This window comes from Leifsonia sp. Root112D2 (genome assembly GCF_001424905.1).
Taxonomy (GTDB): domain Bacteria; phylum Actinomycetota; class Actinomycetes; order Actinomycetales; family Microbacteriaceae; genus Root112D2.
Genome location: NZ_LMCU01000001.1, coordinates 981005 through 1003179, shown reverse-complemented (window position 1 = coordinate 1003179; position 22175 = coordinate 981005). Strand labels below are relative to the sequence as shown.

18 protein-coding genes are annotated in these 22175 nt (G+C 65.7%); 17 read left to right on the top strand and 1 reads right to left on the bottom strand.

Annotation, left to right across the window (positions count from 1 at the left end; genetic code table 11):
• Positions 1 to 211 precede the first annotated feature (211 nt).
• The 10 genes from ASC63_RS04535 (at position 212) to ASC63_RS04490 (ending at position 11868) form a co-directional block, all read left to right on the top strand.
• Positions 212 to 1216 carry a LacI family DNA-binding transcriptional regulator gene (locus ASC63_RS04535; RefSeq protein WP_055810324.1) on the top strand — a complete coding sequence of 335 codons (1005 nt, stop codon included), beginning with the start codon at positions 212 to 214 and terminating at the stop codon, positions 1214 to 1216.
• A 92-nt stretch (positions 1217 to 1308) separates the two neighbouring features.
• Positions 1309 to 2562 (top strand): sugar ABC transporter substrate-binding protein, encoded by a 1254-nt coding sequence (locus ASC63_RS04530; RefSeq protein WP_055810322.1) that lies wholly within the window; start codon positions 1309 to 1311, stop codon positions 2560 to 2562.
• 31 nt (positions 2563 to 2593) lie between these two features.
• Positions 2594 to 3571: a carbohydrate ABC transporter permease gene (locus ASC63_RS04525; protein WP_082487214.1), complete on the top strand. Its 978-nt coding sequence runs from the start codon at positions 2594 to 2596 to the stop codon at positions 3569 to 3571.
• Entirely contained in the window at positions 3568 to 4386 is an 819-nt protein-coding gene (locus ASC63_RS04520) for a carbohydrate ABC transporter permease (protein ID WP_055810320.1), read from the top strand. Before ASC63_RS04525 ends, ASC63_RS04520 begins: the two co-directional genes overlap by 4 nt.
• Before the next feature lie 58 nt (positions 4387 to 4444).
• Positions 4445 to 6448, top strand: coding sequence for a glycoside hydrolase family 31 protein (locus ASC63_RS04515; RefSeq protein WP_055810318.1), 2004 nt, complete (start codon positions 4445 to 4447; stop codon positions 6446 to 6448).
• A gap of 16 nt (positions 6449 to 6464) precedes the next feature.
• A complete protein-coding gene (locus tag ASC63_RS04510; RefSeq protein ID WP_235491808.1) occupies positions 6465 to 8351 on the top strand; it encodes a glycoside hydrolase family 127 protein in 1887 nt (628 codons plus the stop codon).
• A 252-nt stretch (positions 8352 to 8603) separates the two neighbouring features.
• Positions 8604 to 9536 carry a transporter substrate-binding domain-containing protein gene (locus ASC63_RS04505; protein WP_082487212.1) on the top strand — a complete coding sequence of 311 codons (933 nt, stop codon included), beginning with the start codon at positions 8604 to 8606 and terminating at the stop codon, positions 9534 to 9536.
• Between the two features lie 58 nt (positions 9537 to 9594).
• Entirely contained in the window at positions 9595 to 10539 is a 945-nt protein-coding gene (locus tag ASC63_RS04500; RefSeq protein ID WP_235491806.1) for an amino acid ABC transporter permease, read from the top strand.
• Positions 10536 to 11333 (top strand): amino acid ABC transporter ATP-binding protein, encoded by a 798-nt coding sequence (locus ASC63_RS04495; RefSeq protein ID WP_055810315.1) that lies wholly within the window; start codon positions 10536 to 10538, stop codon positions 11331 to 11333. Before ASC63_RS04500 ends, ASC63_RS04495 begins: the two co-directional genes overlap by 4 nt.
• A 22-nt stretch (positions 11334 to 11355) precedes the next feature.
• Entirely contained in the window at positions 11356 to 11868 is a 513-nt protein-coding gene (locus ASC63_RS04490; RefSeq protein ID WP_055810313.1) for a MarR family winged helix-turn-helix transcriptional regulator, read from the top strand.
• On the opposite strand, the gene ASC63_RS04485 is transcribed toward ASC63_RS04490, so the two are convergent.
• A complete protein-coding gene (locus ASC63_RS04485; protein ID WP_157487576.1) occupies positions 11865 to 13277 on the bottom strand; it encodes an alpha/beta hydrolase domain-containing protein in 1413 nt (470 codons plus the stop codon). The two genes, ASC63_RS04490 and ASC63_RS04485, sit on opposite strands and share 4 nt — an antisense overlap.
• 150 nt (positions 13278 to 13427) lie before the next feature.
• Between ASC63_RS04485 and ASC63_RS04480 the strand changes: the two genes are divergently transcribed.
• The 7 genes from ASC63_RS04480 (at position 13428) to ASC63_RS04450 (ending at position 22172) form a co-directional block, all read left to right on the top strand.
• Entirely contained in the window at positions 13428 to 15014 is a 1587-nt protein-coding gene (locus ASC63_RS04480) for an ABC transporter substrate-binding protein (protein WP_082487211.1), read from the top strand.
• Positions 15015 to 15098: 84 nt separating this feature from the next.
• The gene (locus ASC63_RS04475) at positions 15099 to 16034 is read left to right on the top strand and encodes an ABC transporter permease (protein WP_055810307.1); all 936 of its coding nucleotides are present in this window, start codon (positions 15099 to 15101) and stop codon (positions 16032 to 16034) included.
• Positions 16031 to 17971: a dipeptide/oligopeptide/nickel ABC transporter permease/ATP-binding protein gene (locus ASC63_RS04470; RefSeq protein ID WP_157487575.1), complete on the top strand. Its 1941-nt coding sequence runs from the start codon at positions 16031 to 16033 to the stop codon at positions 17969 to 17971. Before ASC63_RS04475 ends, ASC63_RS04470 begins: the two co-directional genes overlap by 4 nt.
• Positions 17968 to 18822: an ATP-binding cassette domain-containing protein gene (locus ASC63_RS04465; protein WP_055810305.1), complete on the top strand. Its 855-nt coding sequence runs from the start codon at positions 17968 to 17970 to the stop codon at positions 18820 to 18822. The genes ASC63_RS04470 and ASC63_RS04465 overlap by 4 nt, the downstream gene beginning before the upstream one ends.
• Positions 18823 to 18835: 13 nt before the next feature.
• Positions 18836 to 19723: an alpha/beta fold hydrolase gene (locus tag ASC63_RS04460; protein ID WP_082487208.1), complete on the top strand. Its 888-nt coding sequence runs from the start codon at positions 18836 to 18838 to the stop codon at positions 19721 to 19723.
• Positions 19720 to 20931 (top strand): CapA family protein, encoded by a 1212-nt coding sequence (locus ASC63_RS04455; protein WP_082487205.1) that lies wholly within the window; start codon positions 19720 to 19722, stop codon positions 20929 to 20931. The genes ASC63_RS04460 and ASC63_RS04455 overlap by 4 nt, the downstream gene beginning before the upstream one ends.
• Positions 20928 to 22172: a CaiB/BaiF CoA transferase family protein gene (locus ASC63_RS04450; protein ID WP_055810304.1), complete on the top strand. Its 1245-nt coding sequence runs from the start codon at positions 20928 to 20930 to the stop codon at positions 22170 to 22172. Before ASC63_RS04455 ends, ASC63_RS04450 begins: the two co-directional genes overlap by 4 nt.
• Positions 22173 to 22175: the final 3 nt, after the last annotated feature.

Genomic DNA, 22175 nt, shown 5'->3' with positions numbered 1-22175 from the left:
GGGCTGCACGGCGATCCCCGACTTCTGCGTTCCGCGGGGTTTGCGCCGCTTCGCGGGTGGCAGGCTTCCCGCGAAGCGGCGCAAACCCCGCGCGAGGCTGCGGGCGGCCGCGGAAAGGCGCTGAACTTTGAATCGAACCGATTCGACTTGTGCGACGGCGATTCTGGCGCTACATTTATCGAACCGGTTCGAAAGAGTGCGAAGGACGGCAATGGCGACGATCAGCGATGTGGCGCGTGAGGCGGGAGTCTCACGCAGCACGGTGTCATATGCCCTCAGTGGCAAGCGCACCATCTCCCGCGAGACGCGTGAGCGCATCGAGCGGGCCATCGCCGCCCTCGGCTTCACCGTCAACGCGGGCGCCCGGGCCCTGGCCACCTCGCAGACCATGGTTCTCGGCCTGCTCCTGCAGTTCCACAAAGACGAGTTCGCGCCCGCCATGCTGCAGTATGTTCTGCCGATCTCCGACACGGCACGCGAGCTCGGTTACGACATTCTCATGGTGACCGAGGCCGACGGCCCGGCCGCGCTCACACGCATCACCGGCTCGGGCATGGTGGACGGCGTGGTTCTGCTCGACGTGACCCACCGCGATCCGCGCCTCGAGGCCCTGCGCGCCGCAGCTCAGCCCGGTGCTCTCGTCGGCCTGCCCGGTGACACCGAGGGGCTCGACGTGTTCGACCTCGACTTCGGCGAGGCCGCCCGCATGCTCGTCGACCACCTCTACGGCCTCGGCCACCGCGAGATCGTGCTCATCTCCCCGCCCAAGCACGTCTTCGACCGCGGTGGGGCGTACGGATGGCGGTTCCGCGACGCGGCACTGGAGCGCGCGGCCCGGTACGGCATCCAGATCTTCCCCTACTACGGCGAGTCTCAGCAGCCGGCCATCTCGCGCAGCCTGCACGCGGTTCTCGATGCCCGGCCCGAGGCATCCGCTCTCATCGTGCACAATGACGCGTCGATCGCCGCACTGCCGTCGGTGCTGATGGAGCGCGGTGTGACGGCGCCCGACGATCTCTCGGTCGTCAGCCTCTACTCGAAAGACTTCGGACGATCGTTCTCGCTGCCGTACACGGCGATCGAGACGTCTCCGGATGCGCTGGGCCGCCAGGCGGTTCAGCAACTGGTGCGACGAATCCTGAACCCCGAGGCCACCGGCGCACCGGTGACCCGATTCATCGCACCCGAACTCGTGAACCGGGGAAGCACCCACTAAAAGAGCAACCGGATCGGCCCGGGTTCACCCGGATCCCACGTCGAACCGGTTCGAAAATACGCACCATTAGCACTGATTCAAGGAGGAATACTGTGATTGCACACGCACGAAAGGCCCGTCTCATCGGCGCCGCTGTCGCGACCGCGGCCGTTGTCGCCAGCCTCGTCGGCTGTTCGTCATCGGGCAGCGGAGGAGGCAGCAGCGCCGGAGGAACGTACACGTTCTGGGATCCATACCCCCAGTTCGACGCATCCAGCGACTGGACGAAGCTCATCGACCAGTGCGGAACGGACGCCGGCGTCACCATCAAGCGCACCGGTTACGACACCACCGCTCTCACCAACAAGGCGCTGCTCGCCGGGCAGCAGAAGAGTTCTGCCGACCTGTTGCTCGTCGACAACCCCGTGGTCTCGACGCTGGCGGATGCCGGCATCCTGACCTCAACGGATGAGTCGAAACTCGACACCACCGGCATTCAGAAAAACATCATCAATGCGGGCATCGTGGACGGCAAGACCTACGGTGTTCCGATCGGTGCGAACACGCTGGCGCTTTACTACAACAAGAAGGTGCTGAGCGCTGCCGGCGTCGACGTCGCATCCATCACCGACTGGAGCACGTTGACTGCGGCGCTGGCCAAGGTGAAGGCGGCGGGCAAGAAGGGCATCACCTTCTCTGCCATCGGCACCGAAGAGGGCAGCTTCCAGTTCCTGCCCTGGTTCTGGGGTTCCGGAGCCGACCTGCTGAAGCTCGACAGCGACAAGGCCGTCTCGGCGCTGGCCCTGTGGACCGACTGGGTAAAGAAGGGCTACGCGCCCAACTCGGTCATCAACAACACGCAGACCACCAGCTGGCAGGAATTCGCCACCGGTGACTACGCGTTCGGTGAGAACGGCACCTGGCAGCTGGGCAATGTGAAGAAGGCCGGAATCGACTACGGCATTCTCAACATTCCCGGCGAAAGCGGCCCAGATGCACCCGTGCCCACCGGCGGCGAGTTCATGACCATCCCGGTGCAGAAGGACACGGCTCGGTATGCGACATCCGCGAAGATCGCGAAGTGCCTCACCAGCACGGCGAACTTCGTGAAGACCGACAACACGCTGTCGTACATCGCACCCACCGAGGCCGCACAGAAGGAGCAGGTCGCGGGCAACGCCGAACTCGGACCGTGGGTGAAGGCCGTCGCCGCAGCCAAGGGTCGCACGAGTGACAACCTGGGCACGAAGTACCCGAAGATCTCGCAGCAACTGTGGGGTGCGGTACAGAATGCACTCAGTGGCACGCAGACCCCGAAGGCCGCACTTCAGGCCGCGCAGACCGCAGCCGCGGCCGCCATCAAGTAACACGACACACCACACACAACGAGGTAATTCCATGGCACTGACACAGAGCGCACCCAGGCGATCTGTGCGCGGCACGGGTGGGGCAACGGATGTCGCCCCACCCGGCCGCGGGAACAGCACGCGTCGCCGCCGGTCCGGGCAATGGGCGGCGTGGGCGTTCCTCGCCCCGGTCGTCATCTATATGGCCGTCTTCTACGCGTATCCGCTCTACCGCAACCTGGAGCTGAGTCTCAAGGACTACACGGTGCGGTCCTTCGTTCAGGGCAACGCCCCGTTCGTGTGGTTCGACAACTACATCAGGGTGTTTCAGAACCCGACCTTCGGGCCGGCGTTCCTGCATACCGCCCTGTTCACGGTGATCTCCATCGTGTTCCAGTTCGCCATCGGCATGGTGCTGGCGGTGTTCTTCTTCCAGAACTTTCGGCTCTCGGCCACGCTGCGCGCACTGTTCCTGGTGCCGTGGCTGCTTCCGTTGATCGTCTCGGCGAGCACCTGGTCGTGGATGCTCAACAGCGATTCCGGCGTCGTGAACTCGGTGCTCGCATCCATGGGGATCAGCCAGGTCAACTGGCTCACCTCACCGCAGTGGGCGCTGACCTCGGTGATCATCGCGAACATCTGGATAGGCATCCCATTCAACCTCGTCATTCTCTACAGCGGGCTGCAGAACATTCCGGGCGACATCTATGAGGCAGCGGCCCTCGACGGGGCGAACGGCTGGCAGAAGTTCTGGCGGGTCACATTCCCGCTGCTGCGGCCCGTCTCGGCCATCACGATTCTGCTCGGCCTGGTCTACACGCTCAAGGTCTTCGACATCATCTGGATCATGACCCGTGGCGGCCCCGCCAACGCCTCGACCACCTTCGCAACCTGGTCGTACCAGCTCGGCTTCGGATCGGTGCTGCCCGACTTCAGCCCGGCGGCGGCCGTCGGCAACCTGCTGATCGTTCTCGCGCTCATCTTCGGGCTCATCTACATTCGCACCCAGCGAAAGCAGGATGTGTCATGAACGGCAAGCGCCCCTGGTGGAAGACCGCTATAGGCATCGTGCTGACCGCGATCATGCTCTTTCCCGTCTACTGGATGATCAACGTCTCGCTCACTCCGGCGCAGGATATGCGCAAGTCGCCGCCGTCATGGTTTCCGTTCAACGCGACGTTCGAGGGCTACCAGGCGGTGCTGAGCCAGCAGTTGCCCTATCTCGCCACCAGCCTGGTGATAGGGCTCGGCACGGTCGTGCTGACGGTGGTGCTGGCGGCACCGGCGGCGTATTCGCTGGCAAAGCTGCGCCCTCGCGGGCGTGGTGCGCTCAACTTCATCCTGCTGATCGCGCAGATGATTCCGGGCATCATCATGGCAATGGGCTTCTACGCCATCTACCTGAATCTCGGCATCCTCAACTCGATTCCCGGCCTGATTCTCGCCGACTCGACCATCGCCGTTCCGTTCGGCGTGCTGATCTTCACGGCATTCATGTCGGGCATTCCGAACGAGCTGATGCAGGCGGCGAAGATCGACGGCGCCGGATCCTGGCGCACCTTCATCTCGATAGTCATGCCGGTGAGCCGCAACTCCATCGTGACGGTGTCGCTGTTCGCCTTCCTGTGGGCGTGGTCGGACTTCATCTTCGCCTCGACACTCGACAGCGGCGGATCCGCCCGGCCCATCACGCTCGGAATCTACGCATACATCGGCAACAACAACCAAGAGTGGAACTCGATCATGGCCACCGCGGTCGTCGCATCCATTCCCGCGGCCGTGCTGCTGGTGCTCGCGCAGCGCTATGTCGCGGCCGGGGTGACGGCGGGGGCCGTGAAGGACTGAGCGTCGAGCTCGCATCCGCTATTCGTTCTATCTGTTCTGACGGGAGACTTCTTCACTCATGGTGACATTTCGACCACTCGACAACGCGCTCGAGGTACGGCACCGGCACGAGGTTCTGCGCATTGAGGCGTGGGGTGCCGACAGCGTGCGCGTGCGAGGCAGTCAGTATCGCATTCCGAGCGAAAGTGCCGGTGCACTGGAGGATGTGGCGCCGGCAGGATCGGCGGCGGTGACGGTGCAGACCGATGACGCGACGCTCGTGAACGGTGAGCTCACCGTGACGGTGCGCTTCGATGCCGAGCTCGCCTACCCCGAGCCGCAGCTCAGTTTCACCCGCACGAGCACGGGTGCCGAGTTGCTCGCCGAGAGCCGCGAGCACTTCTGGATGCCCGGGGCGCGGGTCTATCTCGGCAACCGTTCCGGCGCGTACGAGATCCACCAGCAGTTCGAGGCCTACGAGGGCGAAAAACTGTACGGTCTCGGCCAGCGCACGCACGGGCGACTCGACATCAAGGGCCTGTCGCTCGACCTGGTGCAACGCAATGCCGAGGTGAACATTCCCTTCGTGCTCTCTGACCGCGGCTATGGAATGCTGTGGAACGTGCCGGCCGTTGGCCGGGTGGAGTTCGCCTCGAACGCCACACGTTGGCAGGCCGATCAGGCCCGTGAGATCGACTACTGGTTCACGGCGGCGCCCAGTCCGGCCGACATTCTGGCGCGATACGCGGATGTGACGGGGCACGTTCCCGAGCTGCCCGAGTGGGCGAGCGGGTTCTGGCAGAGCAAGCTGCGCTACCTCGATCAGGAGGAACTGCTGGGGGTTGCGCGCGAGCACAAGCGGCGCGGGCTGCCGCTCTCGGTGATCGTCGCCGACTACTTTCACTGGTCGGCGATGGGGGACTATCGCTTCGATGACGCCGAGTGGCCGGACCCGGCGGCGATGGTGAGCGAACTCGGGGAGCTCGGCATCGAACTCATGGTGTCGATCTGGCCGACCATCTCGCCGCTGTCCGAGAACTTCGCCGACTATCGCGACCGTGGACTGCTCGTCGGTGCCGACCAGGGCGTCGAGTTTCAGCAGACCATCCAGGACAAGGGCATGTCCACGCCGATGCCCCTGGCGTTCTATGATCCGACGAACCCCGAGACCCGCGAATACATCTGGAATCTGGTGAAGAAGAACTATCTCGATCAGGGAATTCGCGTGTTCTGGCTTGACGCCTCCGAGCCGGAACTGAACCCTGCGCATCCGGGGAATACCATGTATTACGCCGGGTCCGGGGCCGAGGTGGCGAACATATACCCGAAGGAGAATGCGCGGCTCTTCGCCGAGGGCATGGCCGCCACAGGGCAGCAGCCCACCGTGTTGCTGTGCCGTTCGGCCTGGGCCGGGGCACAGAAATACGGCGCCGCCGTGTGGTCGGGGGATATTCCCGCCACGTGGCAGTCGCTGGAGCAACAGATCAGGGCGGGGCTCAACATCGCCATCTCGGGCATCCCGTGGTGGACCACGGACATCGGCGGGTTCCATGGCGGCAACGCGAGCGATCCGGCCTACCAGGAGCTCATGATCCGGTGGTTCCAGTTCGGGGTGTTCTGTCCGCTGTTCCGCCTGCACGGGGACCGCGAACCGCGCACGCCCACGAGTTCCGCGCAGACCGGCGGCCCGAACGAGGTGTGGTCGTATGGCGAGCAGGCCTATGGCATCATCTCCGAACTGCTGCATCTGAGGGAGCGGTTGCGGCCGTACATCCACGAACAAATGCGGGCAGCATCCGCAACCGGGCTGCCGCCCATGCGGCCGCTCTTCGTCGACTACCCAGATGACTCAGGTGCGTGGCAGGTCGAGGACGAGTTTCTCTTCGGCCCCGACATTCTCGTTGCCCCGATCAGCCGGGCAGGGCAGCGTTCGCGCGAGGTGTACCTGCCGCTCGGCGCCCGCTGGGTCGATGCGTTCGACGGCACCGTGACCGAGGGTGGGGTGAGCGTGAGCGTGGATGCGCCGATCGAGCGCATTCCAGTCTTTCTGCGCGAAGGAGCCGAGGTGAACCTTGGGCGCTGAGACGACGGGCGGCCCTGTGGTCCCCTCCCACTCGCTGCTGCGCCCGCTCGGGCCGCAGGAAGTTCGCCTCACCGGCGGGTTCTGGGGAGAACGGCAGAAACTCAACGCCTCGACGATTCTCGGGCACTGCGAGAGGTGGATGGAGCGCATCGGCTGGATAGCCAACTTCGACCGAGCCGCCGATGGCAGCATCGCCGGCCGGCACTCGGGCATCGAGTTCATTGATTCGGAGATCTACAAGCTGCTCGAGGCCATGGCGTGGGAGCTCGGCCGGCAGCCGGATGCCGCGCTGCAGCGCCGCTACGATGCCCTCGTCATGCGCGTCGCCGCCGCCCAAGAAGCCGACGGTTACCTGCACACGAGCTTCGGGCGCGACGGTCAGCCCGCGCGGTACTCGAATCTGGAGTGGGGCCACGAGCTGTATTGCTTCGGCCACCTGATTCAGGCCGCCGTCGCCCGGCTGCGCAACGGCAACGGCAACAACGATCGGCTGGTGGGGGTTGCGAGGCGGCTCGCCGACCACGTGTACCGCGAGTTCGGGCCGACGGGGCGCGATGCCGTGTGCGGGCATCCGGAGATCGAGCCGGCGCTCGCCGAGTTCTCCCGCGCCACCGGCGATGAGAGGTATCTCGAACTGGCGCAGCTGTTCGTGCAGCGCCGGGGGAGTGGCACGCTGCGCACCAGCATTCAGCAGGGTCACGACTACTTTCTCGACGACATGCCCGTGCGCCAGGCGAGCGTGCTGCGCGGGCACGCGGTGCGCGCACTCTATCTGGCTTGCGGTGCGCTCGATGTTGCCGTCGAGACAGGCGACGGCGAACTGGCCGCCGCCATCGAGACGCAGTGGCAGAACACGGTATACCGGCGCACGTATATAACCGGCGGCATGGGGTCTCATCACCAGAATGAGGCATTTGGCGAAGACTACGAGCTGCCCCCCGACCGGGCATACTCCGAGACGTGCGCGGGCATCGGCTCGGTGATGCTGAGTTGGCGGCTGCTGCTGAAGACAGGTGAGAGCAAGTACGCCGACCTCATGGAGCGCACCCTGCTCAACACGGTGCTGGCCTCGCCGCGTGAAGACGGGCGCGCGTTCTATTACGCCAACACCCTGCACCAGCGCACGGTCGGTGAGGCACCGGATGACGATGCCCTGAGCGAGCGGGCAGAGTCCAGCATGCGCGCGCCCTGGTTTCAGGTCTCGTGCTGCCCCACCAACGTTGCCCGAACTTTGGCGAGCGTCGGGCTGTATTTCGCCACCGCCTCGTCGGGTGCCGTGCAATTGCATCAGTACGGGGACTATGAGGTGAGCACGGAGCTGGATGCCGGCCCGGTCGCGCTGCGCGTCGCATCCGGTTACCCGCTCGAGGGCGACGTTGTGGTGACGGTGACCGAGGCGCCGGATGCCGAGATCGGCATCACGCTGCGGGTGCCGGCCTGGGCGGGTGGCGGGGCCACCGTGACAGTGAACGACGAGGTGGTGCGGGCCGCCTCCGCGGGAACGGTTCAGCTGACGCGGCGCTTTCGCGCCGGCGACACGGTGACGCTGAGCCTGCCGATGGATGCCCGCATCGTGCGCCCCGATCCGCGGATCGACGCGGTGCGCGGCACCATCGCCGTGGAGCGCGGGCCGCTCGTGCTGGCGATGGAGTCGACCGATCTGCCCGGCGCGCGCAGCGTAAATGGGGTGAGCGTCGACATCCGCGCCGGCGTGCAGACCACCGCGGCCGGCGCCCGCATGCGACTGGCCTCGGAGCAGCCGGAGCATGGCGAGGGCTGGCCGTACGGGGCGAGAGACGCGCCCGCGCTGCCCGCGGCCGCGATGGTCGACCTCATTCCGTACTTTCGGTGGGCCAACCGCGGGCCGTCCACTATGCGCGTGTGGTTGCCGGTGCAGTCCTGACCTGCTCGGGTCACGATCACCCCGTTTGCGCAGCGCACCCACGCCTCGGTGTGGGTGCGCTGCGAGTGCGCCGTGATCTGGTGCAGAACGCGCGGCAGAACGCGCTGTGACATTCATCAGAAAAATTGACGATCGTCACGACAATGAGTTACATTGGTGCTGCTTGAGTACAGCCGCCGAAGAGGTCGGGACGTGATTCATACTCCCTGCGTCAACGGCTTCCCCTCACATTCCCCGTTGACTGGAGTTCCAATGACTGCAACTCGCACGACCGCTACCCGAGCCACCGCGCTTATCGCCCTCGCCGCCTCCGCCCTTCTTCTGGCCGGATGCGCCAGCACACCCTCCTCGAACGGCGACAACGGCGGGGCATCCTCCGCGCCTGCCGCCGACAAGGCCCCCCTCTTCAGCGAGCTGCCGAAAGACATCCAGAAGAGCGGCGAGATCATTTTCGGCGGTGACAATCACCCGCCGTATCGCTCGCAGGCATCCGACGGCGGCCCCATCACCGGCATCGACCCCGACTTTCAGCGGGCTCTCGAGGGGCAGCTCGGCGTGAAGATCAAAACCGAGATCACCTCCGGCCTGCCGGCACTTCTCACCGGAATGCAGTCGGGCCGCTACCACGCGTTCAACGGACCGGTGAAGGCGACGGCGGCCCGGGAGGCCGACTTCGACAATGTCGTGTGGATGACCACCCGCAGTTCGTATGTGTTCCTCAAGGAGAACGCGAACAAGATTCCCGACAGCGCCGCGCTGTGCGGGCTGAAGATCGCCGGCGTCGCCGGATCCGTTACCGAGGTGCAGGTCAAGCGCCTCAACACCTGGTGCGACGCGGAGGGCAAGAAGGCGGCCTCTTTCGTGGGGCTCGCCGACACCAACTCCACGGTGCTCGCGGTGCAGGCCGGCCGTGTTGACGCGATGGCCACCACCAAGACCGCGGCGATCGACGTCGTGAAGAAGACACCGGACACCTTCAAATACGTGAGCCAGACCGACGAGCAGGGTGCCGGCGTCGACCTCATGGCGTTGTTGACCCCCAAGGACAGCGGACTCGGCACCGTGCTCTTCGACGCCTTCCAGAACCTCTTCGACAACGGCGAGTACGCCAAGATCATGAAGAAGTGGGGGCTGGAGTCTGTGATGCTCGACAAGCCGCAGCTGAACCCCACCGTCACCGACTAAGTCGTCGGCCACGCGGCGCCCCGCCGGCATTCGCCTGACGATTCTGAGGAGAGTTTTCATGACCACGTCGATGACGGATGCCGGCGCCCGCCCGGCCGACGCCGGCCGCCGTCCAGCGCTGGACGTCTCGACCGCCAAGGCCCGGTTTCGGCCCGGACGCATTCTGATCGCGCTCATCATCCTGTTCGTGCTCGTGCAGATCGTGATGTTCCTCGTGACCAACAAGCGCTTCGGCTGGCCGATCGTGGGCGAGTATCTCTTCAACCCTGCCGTCATGGCCGGGCTGGGCATGTCGCTGTTTCTCACGGTGATAGGCATGGTCATCGGCTCGGTGCTGGGCACACTGCTCGCGGCCGGGCAGCTCAGCGACTTCGGGCCGGTGCGCTGGGTGTGCCAGCTGTATGTGGGCATCTTTCGAGGCATCCCGCCGCTGGTGCAGTTGATCTTCTGGTACAACCTGGCCTATCTCGTGCCGCGCATCATTGTGGGCGTGCCGTTCGGACCCGAGCTGTTCTCGTGGAACGCGAACGACGTGATCAGCCCGCTGACCGCGGCGATTGTGGGGCTGAGCCTGCACGAGGCGGCGTACATGTCCGAGATCGTGCGGGCCGGCGTGCTGTCGGTGGATCCCGGTCAGCGCGACGCGGCCAGCGCCATGGGGTTCTCGCGCATGCAGACCTTCTGGAAGGTGATTCTGCCGCAGTCGATGCGGGTGATCATTCCGCCGACCGGCAGCCAGTTCATCAGCCTGCTGAAGGGCACCTCGCTCGTCAGCGTGATAGCCATGGGCGACCTGCTGCATGCCGTTCAAGTCATCTACAACAACACGTATCAGGTGGTGCCGCTGTTGATGGTGGCGGTGATCTGGTACCTCGTGGTCGTGACGATTCTGACGTTCGGCCAGCGCCAGCTCGAGAAGTACTTCGGGCGGGGTTATGACCGGGCGGGCGGCAAGAAGCGTGCCGCCAAGCGCGTAATGGTTGCGGAAGGGGCGGGAGCATGAGCGCGTCAGCGACCGGCACACCGGTGCTCGAGGTGCAGAACGTGAGCAAGCGCTTCGGCGACAACCAGGCGCTGAACGGCGTGAGCCTTCAGGTGAACGAGGGCGACGTCGTGGCGATTCTCGGGCCATCCGGCTCGGGCAAGTCCACGCTCGTGCGCTGCGTTCACCAGCTGCAGCCCATCGATGGCGGGGCCATGTACCTCGACGGCGAACTGCTCGGCTATGAGCAGCACAGGGGCGGGCTGCGGCCGCTGCCGGAGCGTCGCATCCAGCTGCAGCGCCGCCAGATGGGGATGGTGTTTCAGCAGTTCAACCTGCTGCCGCACTGGAGTGTGCTGCGCAACATCACCGAAGCGCCGGTGAAGGTGCACAAGCAGAGCGCGGCCGAGGCGAAGGACCGCGCCATGTACCTGCTCGAGCGCGTGGGACTTTCCGACAAGGCGCTCGCGCACCCGCGCCAGCTCTCGGGCGGACAGCAGCAGCGCGTGGCGATAGCGCGTGCCGTGGCCACCCGGCCGCGCGTGCTGCTCTTCGACGAGCCGACCAGCTCGCTCGACCCCGAACTGGTCGACGAGGTGCTGTCGGTCATGAAAGACCTGGCCGAACTGAAGATGACCATGGTCGTGGTGACCCACGAAATGAACTTCGCGCGCGACGTGGCCGACCGCTGCGTGTTCATGGCGCAGGGCACCGTGATTGAAGAGGGAGCCGCCGCCGACTTCTTCGCCAGGCCGCAGACGGCGCGGCTGCGCAGCTTCTTGTCCCGCTACTCGGAGCAGAGCAACGCGGTATAAGGCTGCTTGATACTCTGAGGGAATGCTCGAGGAACCGGTGGATGCTCGTGGGCGGGCTGCGACCGATCGCCTCCACTATCTGGTCAGCCGGCTGGCGCGAGCGCTCAACCGCGCCATGGACAATGTGGCGTTGACCCACGGCCTGACGCCGCCCGAGTTCATGGTCTTCCAGGTGCTGGGCGAGGGCCACGCCATCTCGAACGCCCAGCTCGCCCGCCGCACCTTCGTCTCGTCACAGGCGACGCACGAGGTGGTCACCGAGCTGACGGCGCGCGGTCTGACGCAACGCGATGAGCACCAGACGAACCGGCGCATCCGGCTTATCAGCCTCACCGAGGAAGGCTGGCGAGTGCTGGGCGAGTGTTTCGCCGAGGTGACAGCCATCGAAAGCAGGATCCTCTCGGGCCTCGACCCGGCCGAGCGCACCGCGCTGATACCGTCGTTGCTGCACAGCGCCGAGGTGATTGCGGGCGGATACTTCGGTGACGACGAGGCGGAGTCCGCCGCGCTGGCCCTGCGCATGCAGAATCGCTAGGCAGGCCAGCTCGAGTGCGAGCGGGTGATGAGAGCTTCAGCTTCCTCGTTCAAAAGAAACCCGTCGCGCACGAGAGCGTGGGCGCTCGCCGCGAAGGCCTCCAGGTAGCCCTGCCGCGACCCGTGCAGTGAGCGCAGCGTGTCGTCCGACAGTGGGGTCGAGTAGCCGATGAGCCCCGCGACGATTTCGGGAAAACCCAGCGGGGTCCACGACGGTGCCAGGCATGAGCCGGGCACGGGCGTGCTGTGCGGCGAGTACACGGCCAGCGGCACCTCGATCCACGGCGGGCGGATGCCTCCCACGACATTTCCGGCGCCGTCTCGCGTCAGTGCTACCGGCTTGCCCGGCTCACCCGGCTGCTGCGCGAAGGTGAAGCGTGGCGCGCGCGGTGGCGCGGTGCCGTCGGTGACCCAACGCTCGAAAAGCTCGAATAGGGCGCGCGCGACATAGTCCATGCGCGCATCCGATGGCGCCTCGTTGGTGAGAGTGCCAGGCAGCGCCTCGCCGCTGAGCTCGAACTGTGCACCATTGGTCAGCACATCCTTCTGGGCGCTGGAGTGGGAGGTGCCGGCGACCTGGTAAAGACGGTAGCGGTCGTCGGCCTCGTCGCTGTCGGGGCGCAGGCTGGCGGCGTTCGTCTCCGACTCCAGCTCGCTGAGTATCTCGAAGACCGGCGTCTCGTCGCCATGAACGACTCTGCGGGGGTCGCCGGCAGGCAGTGGTGGGCACGCGGCCGACAGGGGCGGGTAGCCGGCCGTATCTGCCGCGCCCGAGGAGATTCCGATGACGATGCCGTCTACCGCGGGCGTGCCGCCGGGCAGTCGATGCCTGTCATGAAAGCCGTCGCCAAGGTAAACCCGGCAGAAGCTTCCGGTGGCCGACCACCCCGAGAGGATCACCCGCTCGGCGCTGACGCCGGCGAGACGCCCCTGGCGCGCGGCTATCGCGACGTCACCGAGAATGTCGTAGCCGAGTCCGGCAACGGGTAGTGAGAGGGTGCCGTAGCGCTCGCCGAAGCGAGTGCGCAGCTGCTCCGAGATCGGCGCATCCTGGGTGACGCCGATCCACGTGTGGCCGTTGCGCATGATCCATTCGTGCAGGGAGCGCCAGGTGGGCGCGGTGTCGAGATTCGGATGCAGCGGCTCCAGCTGCACGCTTCCACTGGCCCGCGCCGCCTCGGCGGGCCGCCGCACCAGAAGGCGCGTCACGTACGGCACATCCGCGGTGTGCAGCGATGCCGCACCCGCCTCGTCGTAGCTCCATTCACCCGCCGTTCCGGCGACGAGGTACTCCTCTTCGATGTAGCCGTTCGGCACGAGATCGACGCCCTGACCGATGGCCGGAAGGTAGGCCGTGCCGAACGGGCGAGAAGAGGGGGTCGAGTGCAGGAGAGTGAAAGTCGCGATCATCGTTGATTCAATGCCTTTCTCGTAGCGTTCGCTATCAAAGGTGTATTGCATTAGTGTCAAGCTACCTGATATGTTCTCGCATGTCACTCGTACTGAAGCGGGTGGCTCATTCCGAGCATGAAGACAGCGCAGTAGCAAAGGAGCACGCTTATGTCTGGTTTTGGAACACGAGTGAAGATGGCGGTGGCGCTCGCCGCCGCATCCGTCTTGCTCGTTGGAGTCTCTGCTTGTTCGTCGGCATCCGATAACACCTCGCACTCGAACGGCAGCGCTGAGCGGGCGGCAGAACTCAAACTGCAGTTCGTCGGCTCGCCGATCAGCCTCAACCCGGCGCTTGCAGGCAATGGAGGAAGCACCGTCTTCGCCTCACTTGCATACGACCCGCTGATCTTCATGGCGTCCGATGGTTCCCTGGTGCCCGATCTCGCCACCTCATGGAAGTACACCGATACAGAGAACAAGGTCTTCGAAGTCAAGCTGCGCAGCGGCGTCACCTTCGCCGATGGCAAGCCGATGGATGCGGCGGCCGTGAAAGCCTCGATGGAGTACTTCCTCAAGGCGGGTGGCGGTCTGGCCACTCAGGTCGGCAAGATCGGCTCGATCGAGGCCGTCGACTCGTCAACGGTTCGAATCAACTACTCCACCTCATACCCGAACGCTGCGACCTCGCTGAGCCAGTACATGATGTTCGGCAACATCATCGGGCCCGACGCGCTGGCGAACCCCAAGTCGCTGCTGACGAGCATGGACGGAACGGGGCAGTACCTCTACAACGCCTCCAAGTCGGTACCCGACTCGAAGTACGTCTACGAGCGAAACCCCAAGTACTGGGCCCCGGATGCGCAACTGTACAACACGGTCTCCGTCAGCATCATCGGTGACCCCAACGCTGTGCTCTCTGCCGTCTCGACCGGACAGGTCGACGTGGTCGGCGGTTCGGCCACAACCGTCGACTCGGCGAAGTCTGCAGGCCTCAAGATCGTGACGGCGCCGTTCTTCAACTGGGCGCTGTACCTCGCCGACATGGATGGAACGATTACTCCCGCGCTCAAGAACCCCAAGGTGCGCCAGGCCATCGGAATGGCGATCGACCGTGAGGCCATTGCCAAGGGCATCGGCGGCGGCTACGGCCAGGCAAATGGTCAGGTGATGAACAAGGGAACCGACGGCTACCTCGATGGTGCGGGCTTCACATACGACCTCAGCAAGGCCAAGAGTCTGCTTGCCGAAGCGGGATACCCCGACGGATTCTCGATGACCATCCTCGCGGAATCCTCGCTCGACGGAAAGGCACTGCGCGCGCAGGCCATCGCCAGCAGCATCGAGAAGCTCGGCATCACGGTGACGCTGAAGACGATCGCCACCGGAGTTCCGCAATTCATCACCGAGGCGCTGTCGAAGAAATACGCTGCGCTCGTCTTTCCCGTGACGGGTACCAACATGGGCGACGCCTACGCGAGTCTGCAGTCGGGCATGCGCAACCCACTCGGCTACCTCGACCCGAAGCTGGAAGATCTCAACACGCAGTCACTTGTCGCGAACAGTGCCGACCGCACGAAGATCTACCAGAAGATGACCACGCAGCTGACCGATGACGCCATGGTGATACCGGTGTACTCCGATGACAACATGACCTATGTCGGCCCGAAGGTCACCAATGTAAAGGCGACGGCGCTCAACCCGAATCCGATGCCCACCGGCCCCGACGCGAAGTATGCGTGGCAGCCGGTGAAGTAGCCAGCACCGCACGCGAACGTCGCCAGGACGCGACGCCACCAGCACCACCCACTTGACCCGCTGACGTGAAGAGAGGCGAGAACGATGATCGCAATGCTCCTGCGTCGGCTGGCCCTGTCGGTGCCGATGGTCGTGGTGGTCTCGATAGTGATGTTCCTGCTCACCTCGATCGTGCCCGGCGACCCCGCCCAGACGATCCTGGGGGAGAACGCCACTCCGACGGCGGTGGAGGCGCTGCGGGCCCAGCTCGGATTGAACCTGCCGCTCTACCAGCAGTACCTGAACTGGGCGGTCAACGCGGTGCAGGGCAATCTCGGTAATTCGATCTACAGCGGGCAGTCTGTCGTTGTCTTACTCAACGGCAGGCTGCCTGTGACCGGGTCGCTGATTCTGCTTTCGACGATAGTCATCGCGCTGATCGGGGGGTCGCTGGGTCTTCTCAGCGCCTTCAAGGGCGGATGGCTGGGTCGGGCTCTCGACGCCCTCTCGCTGGTCGGCCTCGCGATTCCCAGCTTTGCCGTGGCGGTTCTGCTGGTGTGGCTTTTCGCCGTCACCTTCAGGGTTTTTCCCGCCACCGGATACAACTCAGACTCGCCCGGCGGGTGGATCATGTCGCTGATTCTGCCTGTGGCCGCGCTCAGCCTCTCGGGCGTGACCCTGGTGGCCAAACAGATGCGCGATTCGGCGCTGGACGCACTGAGCCGCGACTATGTGCGCGTGCTGCGCGCCAACGGCATCAGCGAGCGTTCCATTCTCTTCAGACACGTGCTGAAGAACGCCTCGATTCCCTCCACGACCATCGTCGGCCTGGGCGCGGTGGCGTCGCTCACCGCGACGGTCTTCGTGGAGAGCGTCTTCGTGCTGCCGGGCCTCGGCGGACTGGCGACCCAGTCCACCCTCAACCATGATCTGCCGGTAATGCTCGGCCTCGGCGTCTACTTCACCGTGATTGTCATTGTGATCAATCTGCTGGTGGACCTCACATACGGCATTCTCAATCCGAAGGTGCGTGCCACATGACCGAACTGACGCAACCCGGGTCGGCGGGCCTGGCCGGCCCGACGGGCAGGCCTCGGGTTCGGCGCGGAATGGTTCGCGCGGTGCTGAGCAAGCCGCTCGGCCTGGCATCCTCGATCTTTCTCGCGGTGGTCATTCTGCTCACGATCTTCGCCACGAAGATCGCACCATTCAATCCGCTGACGCAGGACCTGCTCAACGTCAAGGGCGCCCCATCGGCCACACACCTTCTCGGCACAGATTCGCTGGGTCGCGACGTGCTGAGCCGGCTGCTCGTCGGCGGCCAGGACTCGTTGCTGGGTGTCGTGCAGGCCCTGGTGGTGGTGTTGATCATCGGCGTACCGCTCGGGGTGGCCACCGGTTTTCTCGGGGGCACCTTCGACCGGGTGGTGATGCGCATCATCGACCTGAAAATGGCGATTCCCGGCATCATTCTCACCCTGGCCGTTCTGGCGATCTTCAACAACAGCATGACCGCCGCCATGATCACCTTCGGAATCATGGCATCCGGCGGGCTGGTGCGCATGATTCGCAGCACGGTTCTCGGCGTGCGCGAGGAACTGTACGTCGACGCGGCCGTCGCCATCGGGCTCACCCGGCCGCAGATCATCGTGCGTCACATTCTGCCGCGCACCGTCGGAGTGATCATCGTGCAGGCCTCGATGCTCTCGGCCATCGCGCTTGGCGTGCAGACGGGTCTCTCCTTCCTGGGTTTCGGCCTGCAGCCGCCAGCCCCGACCTGGGGCGGAATGGTTGCCGAGGCATCGAGCCTGCTGCAGCAGGACCCCTGGCTGTTGGTTCCCTCCGGTGGCATCATCGCGCTGACGACCATGGCGTTCGGCTTGCTGGGCGACGCGGTTCGCGACGCCAACGCCGAGCGGTACTCCGCGCCTCCCGCGCGCGCCGTGAAGCGCACCCGGCGTGCGGTGACGCCGATCGAGGTCGAGGCCGCGGATGCCGGCGCGCTGCTGTCGGTGCGCAATCTCACCGTTGCCTTCGGCGCCGGGGCATCGGCCCTGACGGTCGTCGAGGGCGTGAACTTCGACATCGGGCACGGCGAGACCGTGGGTCTGGTCGGGGAGTCCGGCAGCGGAAAGACCGTGACGGCCCTCGCCATCCTGGGGCTACTCACCGGCGATGGTCGGGTGGCGGGCGGGCAGGTCGTCTACGACGGCACCGACATCGCCTCGTACACCGGGCACGACTTTCACGGCCTGCGCGGCTCCGAGATCGGCATGATCTCGCAGGAACCCATGGTGGCCCTCGACCCGGTCTTCCGCGTCGGGTTCCAGATCGCCGAGGCGGTGCGCACGCACGACAAATGCAGCCGCTCCCAGGCGAAGGCGCGTGTTCTGGAACTGCTGCGTGCGGTGAAACTGCCCAACCCGGAGAAGGTCGCCCGGCTCTATCCGCACCAGATCTCGGGGGGAATGGCCCAACGCGTTGCCATTGCCATCGCCCTTGCCGGACGTCCCCGGCTGCTGATCGCCGACGAGCCGACCACGGCACTGGATGTGACGGTGCAGGCCGAGATACTCGATCTGCTGCGCTCGCTGCAGGCCGAGACGGGCATGGCGATGCTGCTGGTCACCCACGACTGGGCCGTGGTCGCCGATATCTGCACGCGGTCCGTTGTCATGTACGCCGGCCAGGTGGTGGAGCGCGCCTCGGTGCGCGAGATGTTCGCTGCGCCGAAGCATCCGTATACCAAGGGGCTTCTGGAGTCGAGCCCGCACCTGGCGCGCAAGGGCGAGCCGCTGCCGACCATCGGCGGCATCGTTCCGCCGCCGAGAGCGTGGCCGACGGGGTGCCATTTCGCCCCACGCTGCCCCTTCGCCACGGAAGAATGCGCGGCGGCGCCGATCGCGGAACACGCGCTCGAGACGGGCCGCATGAGCCGGTGCATCCGAATCGATGAGCTGATGGCGAGCACGCGATGAACGCGAACGAGAACGCGAACCCGCCTCTGCTTGAGGTGACCGATCTTGTTGTTGAATACGGCACGGGGCGCCAGCGCAACCGCGCGGTCGACACGGTGAGCCTGCAGATTCACCCCGGCGAGACGCTGGGGCTGGTCGGTGAATCGGGCTCGGGCAAGAGCACCATCGGGCAGGCGATTCTGGGGCTGGTGCCGACGACCAGCGGCAGCATCCACTATGACGGGCGGCAGATCGCGGGCGTGGGGCGCCGAGCGCGCCGAGGCCTCACCGGTGAGCTGCAGGTGATCTTTCAGGACCCGTACAGCTCGCTTGATCCCACCAAGACCATCGGCTACACGCTGCGCGAGCCGCTGCGGGTGCACCGACCGCACGAGCGGCAGTCGCACAGCGCCAGTATCGAGGCGATGCTCACCCGGGTGGGACTGAACGCGGATGCCGCGAGCCGGTACCCCTCGCAGTTCTCCGGCGGCCAGCGCCAGCGCATCGCCATCGCCCGCGCGCTCATCGTCTCTCCACGGCTGGTGATCTGCGACGAGCCGGTCAGCGCGCTCGACCTCTCCATTCAGGCGGAGGTCATGAACCTGATGGCCGAGCTGCAGCGCGAACTCGCCCTGAGCTACCTGTTCATCTCTCACGACCTGTCGGTGGTGCGTCACATCTCCGACCGCGTCGTCGTGCTCAAGGGCGGCCAGATCATGGAGCAGGGTGACGCCACGCAGATCTACGAGTCGGCGCAGCATCCGTACACGCGAGCGCTGCTCGCGGCGGCGCCGGTGCCCGATCCCGATGAGCAACGAGCGCGTAACCAGGCGCGCCTTCGGGCGGCCGCCGCGCAGCCCACGCAGGTATAAGGAAGGAACAACCATGCCCACCATCACTCTCGACGACGTCGATCTGTATTACGAGGAGTACGGCAGCGGTGACGAGGTTGTGCTCGCCTCGGCCAACGGATTCTCGGGCTGGGCGTACCCCGAGCTGCTGGCAGACGAGCCCACCAACTATCGGGTCATCACGATTCAGACGCGCGGATTCGGCAAGTCCAGCCACCTGAGTGAGGCGCCGGCGATCGGCTGGCTGGCACAGTGGGCCGATGACGTGTGCGCGGTGGCCGACGCGCTCGGAATCGACACCTTCATTTACACGGGAGCATCGCACGGCGGCGGAATCGGCTGGTACATCGCGCAGCGCAATCCCGATCGCCTGAAGGCATTCGTCTCTGTGGTGGGCACGCCGCACGATCGCGCGGGCGGCACCGACTCGTCGGAGGGCCGTCGCAGAATGATCGAGGGTCGCCACGACCCGAAGATCGTTCGCGAGCAGATCGAGATTCTCGGCGGCTTCAGCGACGACCCCGTGCGGCTGGCCGAACGCGAGATCAGCTACGCCAATCGCGTCACCGAGCACATGAATCGCAGCGAGGACGTGGCCTGGATCAACCAGGGCAAGCCGTTTCCCGAGGCGCAGACCGACGAGGAGCTTGAGGCCATTCTCAGTGGCATCCGCGTGCCCGTGCTGATTCTCGCGTCGATGCGCGACGGCGTGATTTCGCCCGAATCGTCGCTGCGAGGGGCGAAGTTCGTGCGGGGCGCGAAGGCCGTGCTATTCGAAGACGAAGGACACTTCATCAGCAGCGAGAGCCCCGAGCGACTGGCTCGGGAGGTGAAGCTGTACGTCGACGAGCTCAACGGCACCGCTTTGCCGCGTCGGCCCCGCCGGCCGGCCTCGTCCACGGGCGGAGCATTCACCGAATGAAGAATTCCATCACGATCATGGCAACGGGCGACCTCGTGCTCGACGAGCCGAACGCGCCGTTCTTCTTCGAGCCGAGCCGCGAGCTGCTGCGTTCCGCCGATCTCACGATCGGGCAGATCGAGGTTCCGCACTCGTACTCGACCGAGACAGCCAGCGTCGACGTGCCTGCGCCGCCCGCTGACCCCGAGAACCTCAAGGCAGCAGCGGATGCCGGCATCGCCATCGCGACGCTCGCCGGCAACCACGTCTACGACTGCGGCCCGCAGGGCATCGCCGAGACGATCCAGTTCAGCACCGAGGCCGGAATGCTCACGACCGGCGCCGGCATGACGCTGGCCGAGGCGCGGATGCCCGCCATCGTCGAGCGCGGCGGCCAGCGTATTGGCGTGCTCGACTACAACTGTGTCGGGCCGCGCGAATCCTGGGCCACCTCGAAGAAGCCGGGTGCCGCATTCGTCAAAGTGCTCACCCACTACGAGCTCGACAGTGCGAACCCGGGCGGACCGCCCTCGATCTACTCGTTCTGCGACCCGGCCAGTCTCGAGGCGATGCGCTCAGACATCCGCTCGCTCAGCGCCGACGTTGACGTCGTGATTGTGGCGTTGCACAAGGGCATCGGGCACATGCCCGCCGAGATCGCGGCCTATGAATACGAGGTGTCGCACGCGGCCATCGATTCGGGAGCATCCGCCGTGATTGCGCACCACGCGCACATCATGCGCGGCATCGAGATCTACAACGGCAAGCCCATTTTTCACGGTCTCGGTAACTTCGTCACCGTGACCATGGCGCTCTCCAGTGGTGACGACAACTCGCCCGAGCGGCAGGCCTGGGCCAAGCGGCGCAAGAAGCTTTTCGGCTTCAGCCCCGACCCCAGCATGCCCACATACGCGTTCCATCCCGAGAGCCGCAACACGGCCGTAGCCGTCATTCGCGTCGACGCGAGCGGCGAGGTCACGGCCGGCTTCGTGCCGTGCTGGATCGACCAGGATGCCCGGCCCATTCCGCTGGCAGACACCGCCGACGGCCGCCGGGTGGCCGATTACATCGAGAACATCACGCGGGAGGTCGAGCTCGACACCGTCTTCCGGTGGGAGGGCGGCGAGGTACGCGTTGAAGCCGCGCCGCAGGCATCCGCGCCGCAGGCATCCGCGCCGCAGGCATCCGCGCCACAGACATCCGCACCATCAGCAGGGGGAAAACCATGACCACGACACGTCCGCTTGAGGGCAAGACCGTTATCGACCTGACGACCGCGCTGGCCGGGCCGTATGCCACGCTGCTGCTCGCCGGGCTCGGCGCCCGCGTGATCAAGGTGGAGAATCCCACCCACGGGGGAGATACCTCGCGCAACAACTCGCCATACGTCACCGCCGATGGTCTCAAGGTCACCCGGCAGAGCCCCGACGACATGTCGGTCTCGATGATGCTGCGCGGGCGCAACAAGCAGAGCATGACGCTCAACCTGAAGAGCGAGAACGGGCGGGAGATCTTTCACGATCTCGTGAAGAATGCCGACATCGTCGTGGAGAACTACAGCGCGGGCGTCACCGAGCGGCTCGGTATCGACTACGCGTCGGTGCGCGAGCTCAACCCCGCACTGGTCTACACGTCGATCAGCGGATTCGGCGCGCAGGGCACCGCGGGCGGCACCGGCAAGGCGATGGACACCATCATTCAGGCCCTCAGTGGCGTGATGATGACGGCGGGCATGCCTGGCGAGGGACCCATTCGCTTCGGCCTGCCCGTCGGAGACCTGGTCGCCCCGCTGTTCGGGGTGATAGGCACGCTCGCCGCGGTCGTGCACGCCGAGCGCACCGGTGAGGGCCAGCACGTCGACGTCTCCATGCTCGGGGCGCTCACCTCCCTGGTGGCCTGCGAGCCGTTCGACGCCTTTGAGGAGATCGGCCTGCCGCTGCGCACCGGCCAGTTCGTGCCGCGGCTGGCACCGTTCGGCACCTTCACCGCCAGCGACGGATGGTTCGCGCTGTGTGCGCCGACCGACGCCTTCGCTCGCGGGGTTCTCACGGCGGTGGGGATGCCCCAGCTCGCCGACGACCCGCGCTTCGAGCATCGAGACGGCCGGGTCGCCCATGCCGCCGAACTGCACACCATGATTGCCCAGTGGGCGCAGCACCTGCCGGTGGCCGACATCGTCTCCCGGCTCGAGGCGGCGGGCGTTCCCGCCGCGCCGGTGCGCAGCACCGCTGATGCGGTGCGTGACCCTCTCGTGCTCGCGCGCGGCGAGGTCGTGCAGCTGGAGCATCCGCTCTTTGGTGCGCCCGAGGGACTGTACGGCACGGGTGTGCCCATCCGCTTCTCGAGCACCGAGGCCACGCTCACCGAGCCGGCGCCCCGGCTGGGCCAGCACACCGGGGCGGTTCTGGAAGAGCTGCTCGGCTACAGCACCGAGAAGGTCGCGGCGCTGCGCAGCGACGGCTCGCTGTGATCG

What these genes read in the sequence shown, in the direction of transcription:
- ASC63_RS04450 (WP_055810304.1), top strand. Translation starts at nt 20,928, where the DNA reads ATGACCACGACACGTCCGCTTGAGGGCAAGACCGTTATCGACCTGACG.
- ASC63_RS04505 (WP_082487212.1), top strand. Translation starts at nt 8,604, where the DNA reads ATGACTGCAACTCGCACGACCGCTACCCGAGCCACCGCGCTTATCGCC.
- ASC63_RS04485 (WP_157487576.1), bottom strand. Translation starts at nt 13,277, where the DNA reads ATGATCGCGACTTTCACTCTCCTGCACTCGACCCCCTCTTCTCGCCCG.
- ASC63_RS04475 (WP_055810307.1), top strand. Translation starts at nt 15,099, where the DNA reads ATGATCGCAATGCTCCTGCGTCGGCTGGCCCTGTCGGTGCCGATGGTC.
- ASC63_RS04470 (WP_157487575.1), top strand. Translation starts at nt 16,031, where the DNA reads ATGACCGAACTGACGCAACCCGGGTCGGCGGGCCTGGCCGGCCCGACG.
- ASC63_RS04495 (WP_055810315.1), top strand. Translation starts at nt 10,536, where the DNA reads ATGAGCGCGTCAGCGACCGGCACACCGGTGCTCGAGGTGCAGAACGTG.
- ASC63_RS04535 (WP_055810324.1), top strand. Translation starts at nt 212, where the DNA reads ATGGCGACGATCAGCGATGTGGCGCGTGAGGCGGGAGTCTCACGCAGC.
- ASC63_RS04480 (WP_082487211.1), top strand. Translation starts at nt 13,428, where the DNA reads ATGTCTGGTTTTGGAACACGAGTGAAGATGGCGGTGGCGCTCGCCGCC.
- ASC63_RS04465 (WP_055810305.1), top strand. Translation starts at nt 17,968, where the DNA reads ATGAACGCGAACGAGAACGCGAACCCGCCTCTGCTTGAGGTGACCGAT.
- ASC63_RS04515 (WP_055810318.1), top strand. Translation starts at nt 4,445, where the DNA reads ATGGTGACATTTCGACCACTCGACAACGCGCTCGAGGTACGGCACCGG.
- ASC63_RS04500 (WP_235491806.1), top strand. Translation starts at nt 9,595, where the DNA reads ATGACCACGTCGATGACGGATGCCGGCGCCCGCCCGGCCGACGCCGGC.
- ASC63_RS04525 (WP_082487214.1), top strand. Translation starts at nt 2,594, where the DNA reads ATGGCACTGACACAGAGCGCACCCAGGCGATCTGTGCGCGGCACGGGT.
- ASC63_RS04520 (WP_055810320.1), top strand. Translation starts at nt 3,568, where the DNA reads ATGAACGGCAAGCGCCCCTGGTGGAAGACCGCTATAGGCATCGTGCTG.
- ASC63_RS04460 (WP_082487208.1), top strand. Translation starts at nt 18,836, where the DNA reads ATGCCCACCATCACTCTCGACGACGTCGATCTGTATTACGAGGAGTAC.
- ASC63_RS04490 (WP_055810313.1), top strand. Translation starts at nt 11,356, where the DNA reads ATGCTCGAGGAACCGGTGGATGCTCGTGGGCGGGCTGCGACCGATCGC.
- ASC63_RS04455 (WP_082487205.1), top strand. Translation starts at nt 19,720, where the DNA reads ATGAAGAATTCCATCACGATCATGGCAACGGGCGACCTCGTGCTCGAC.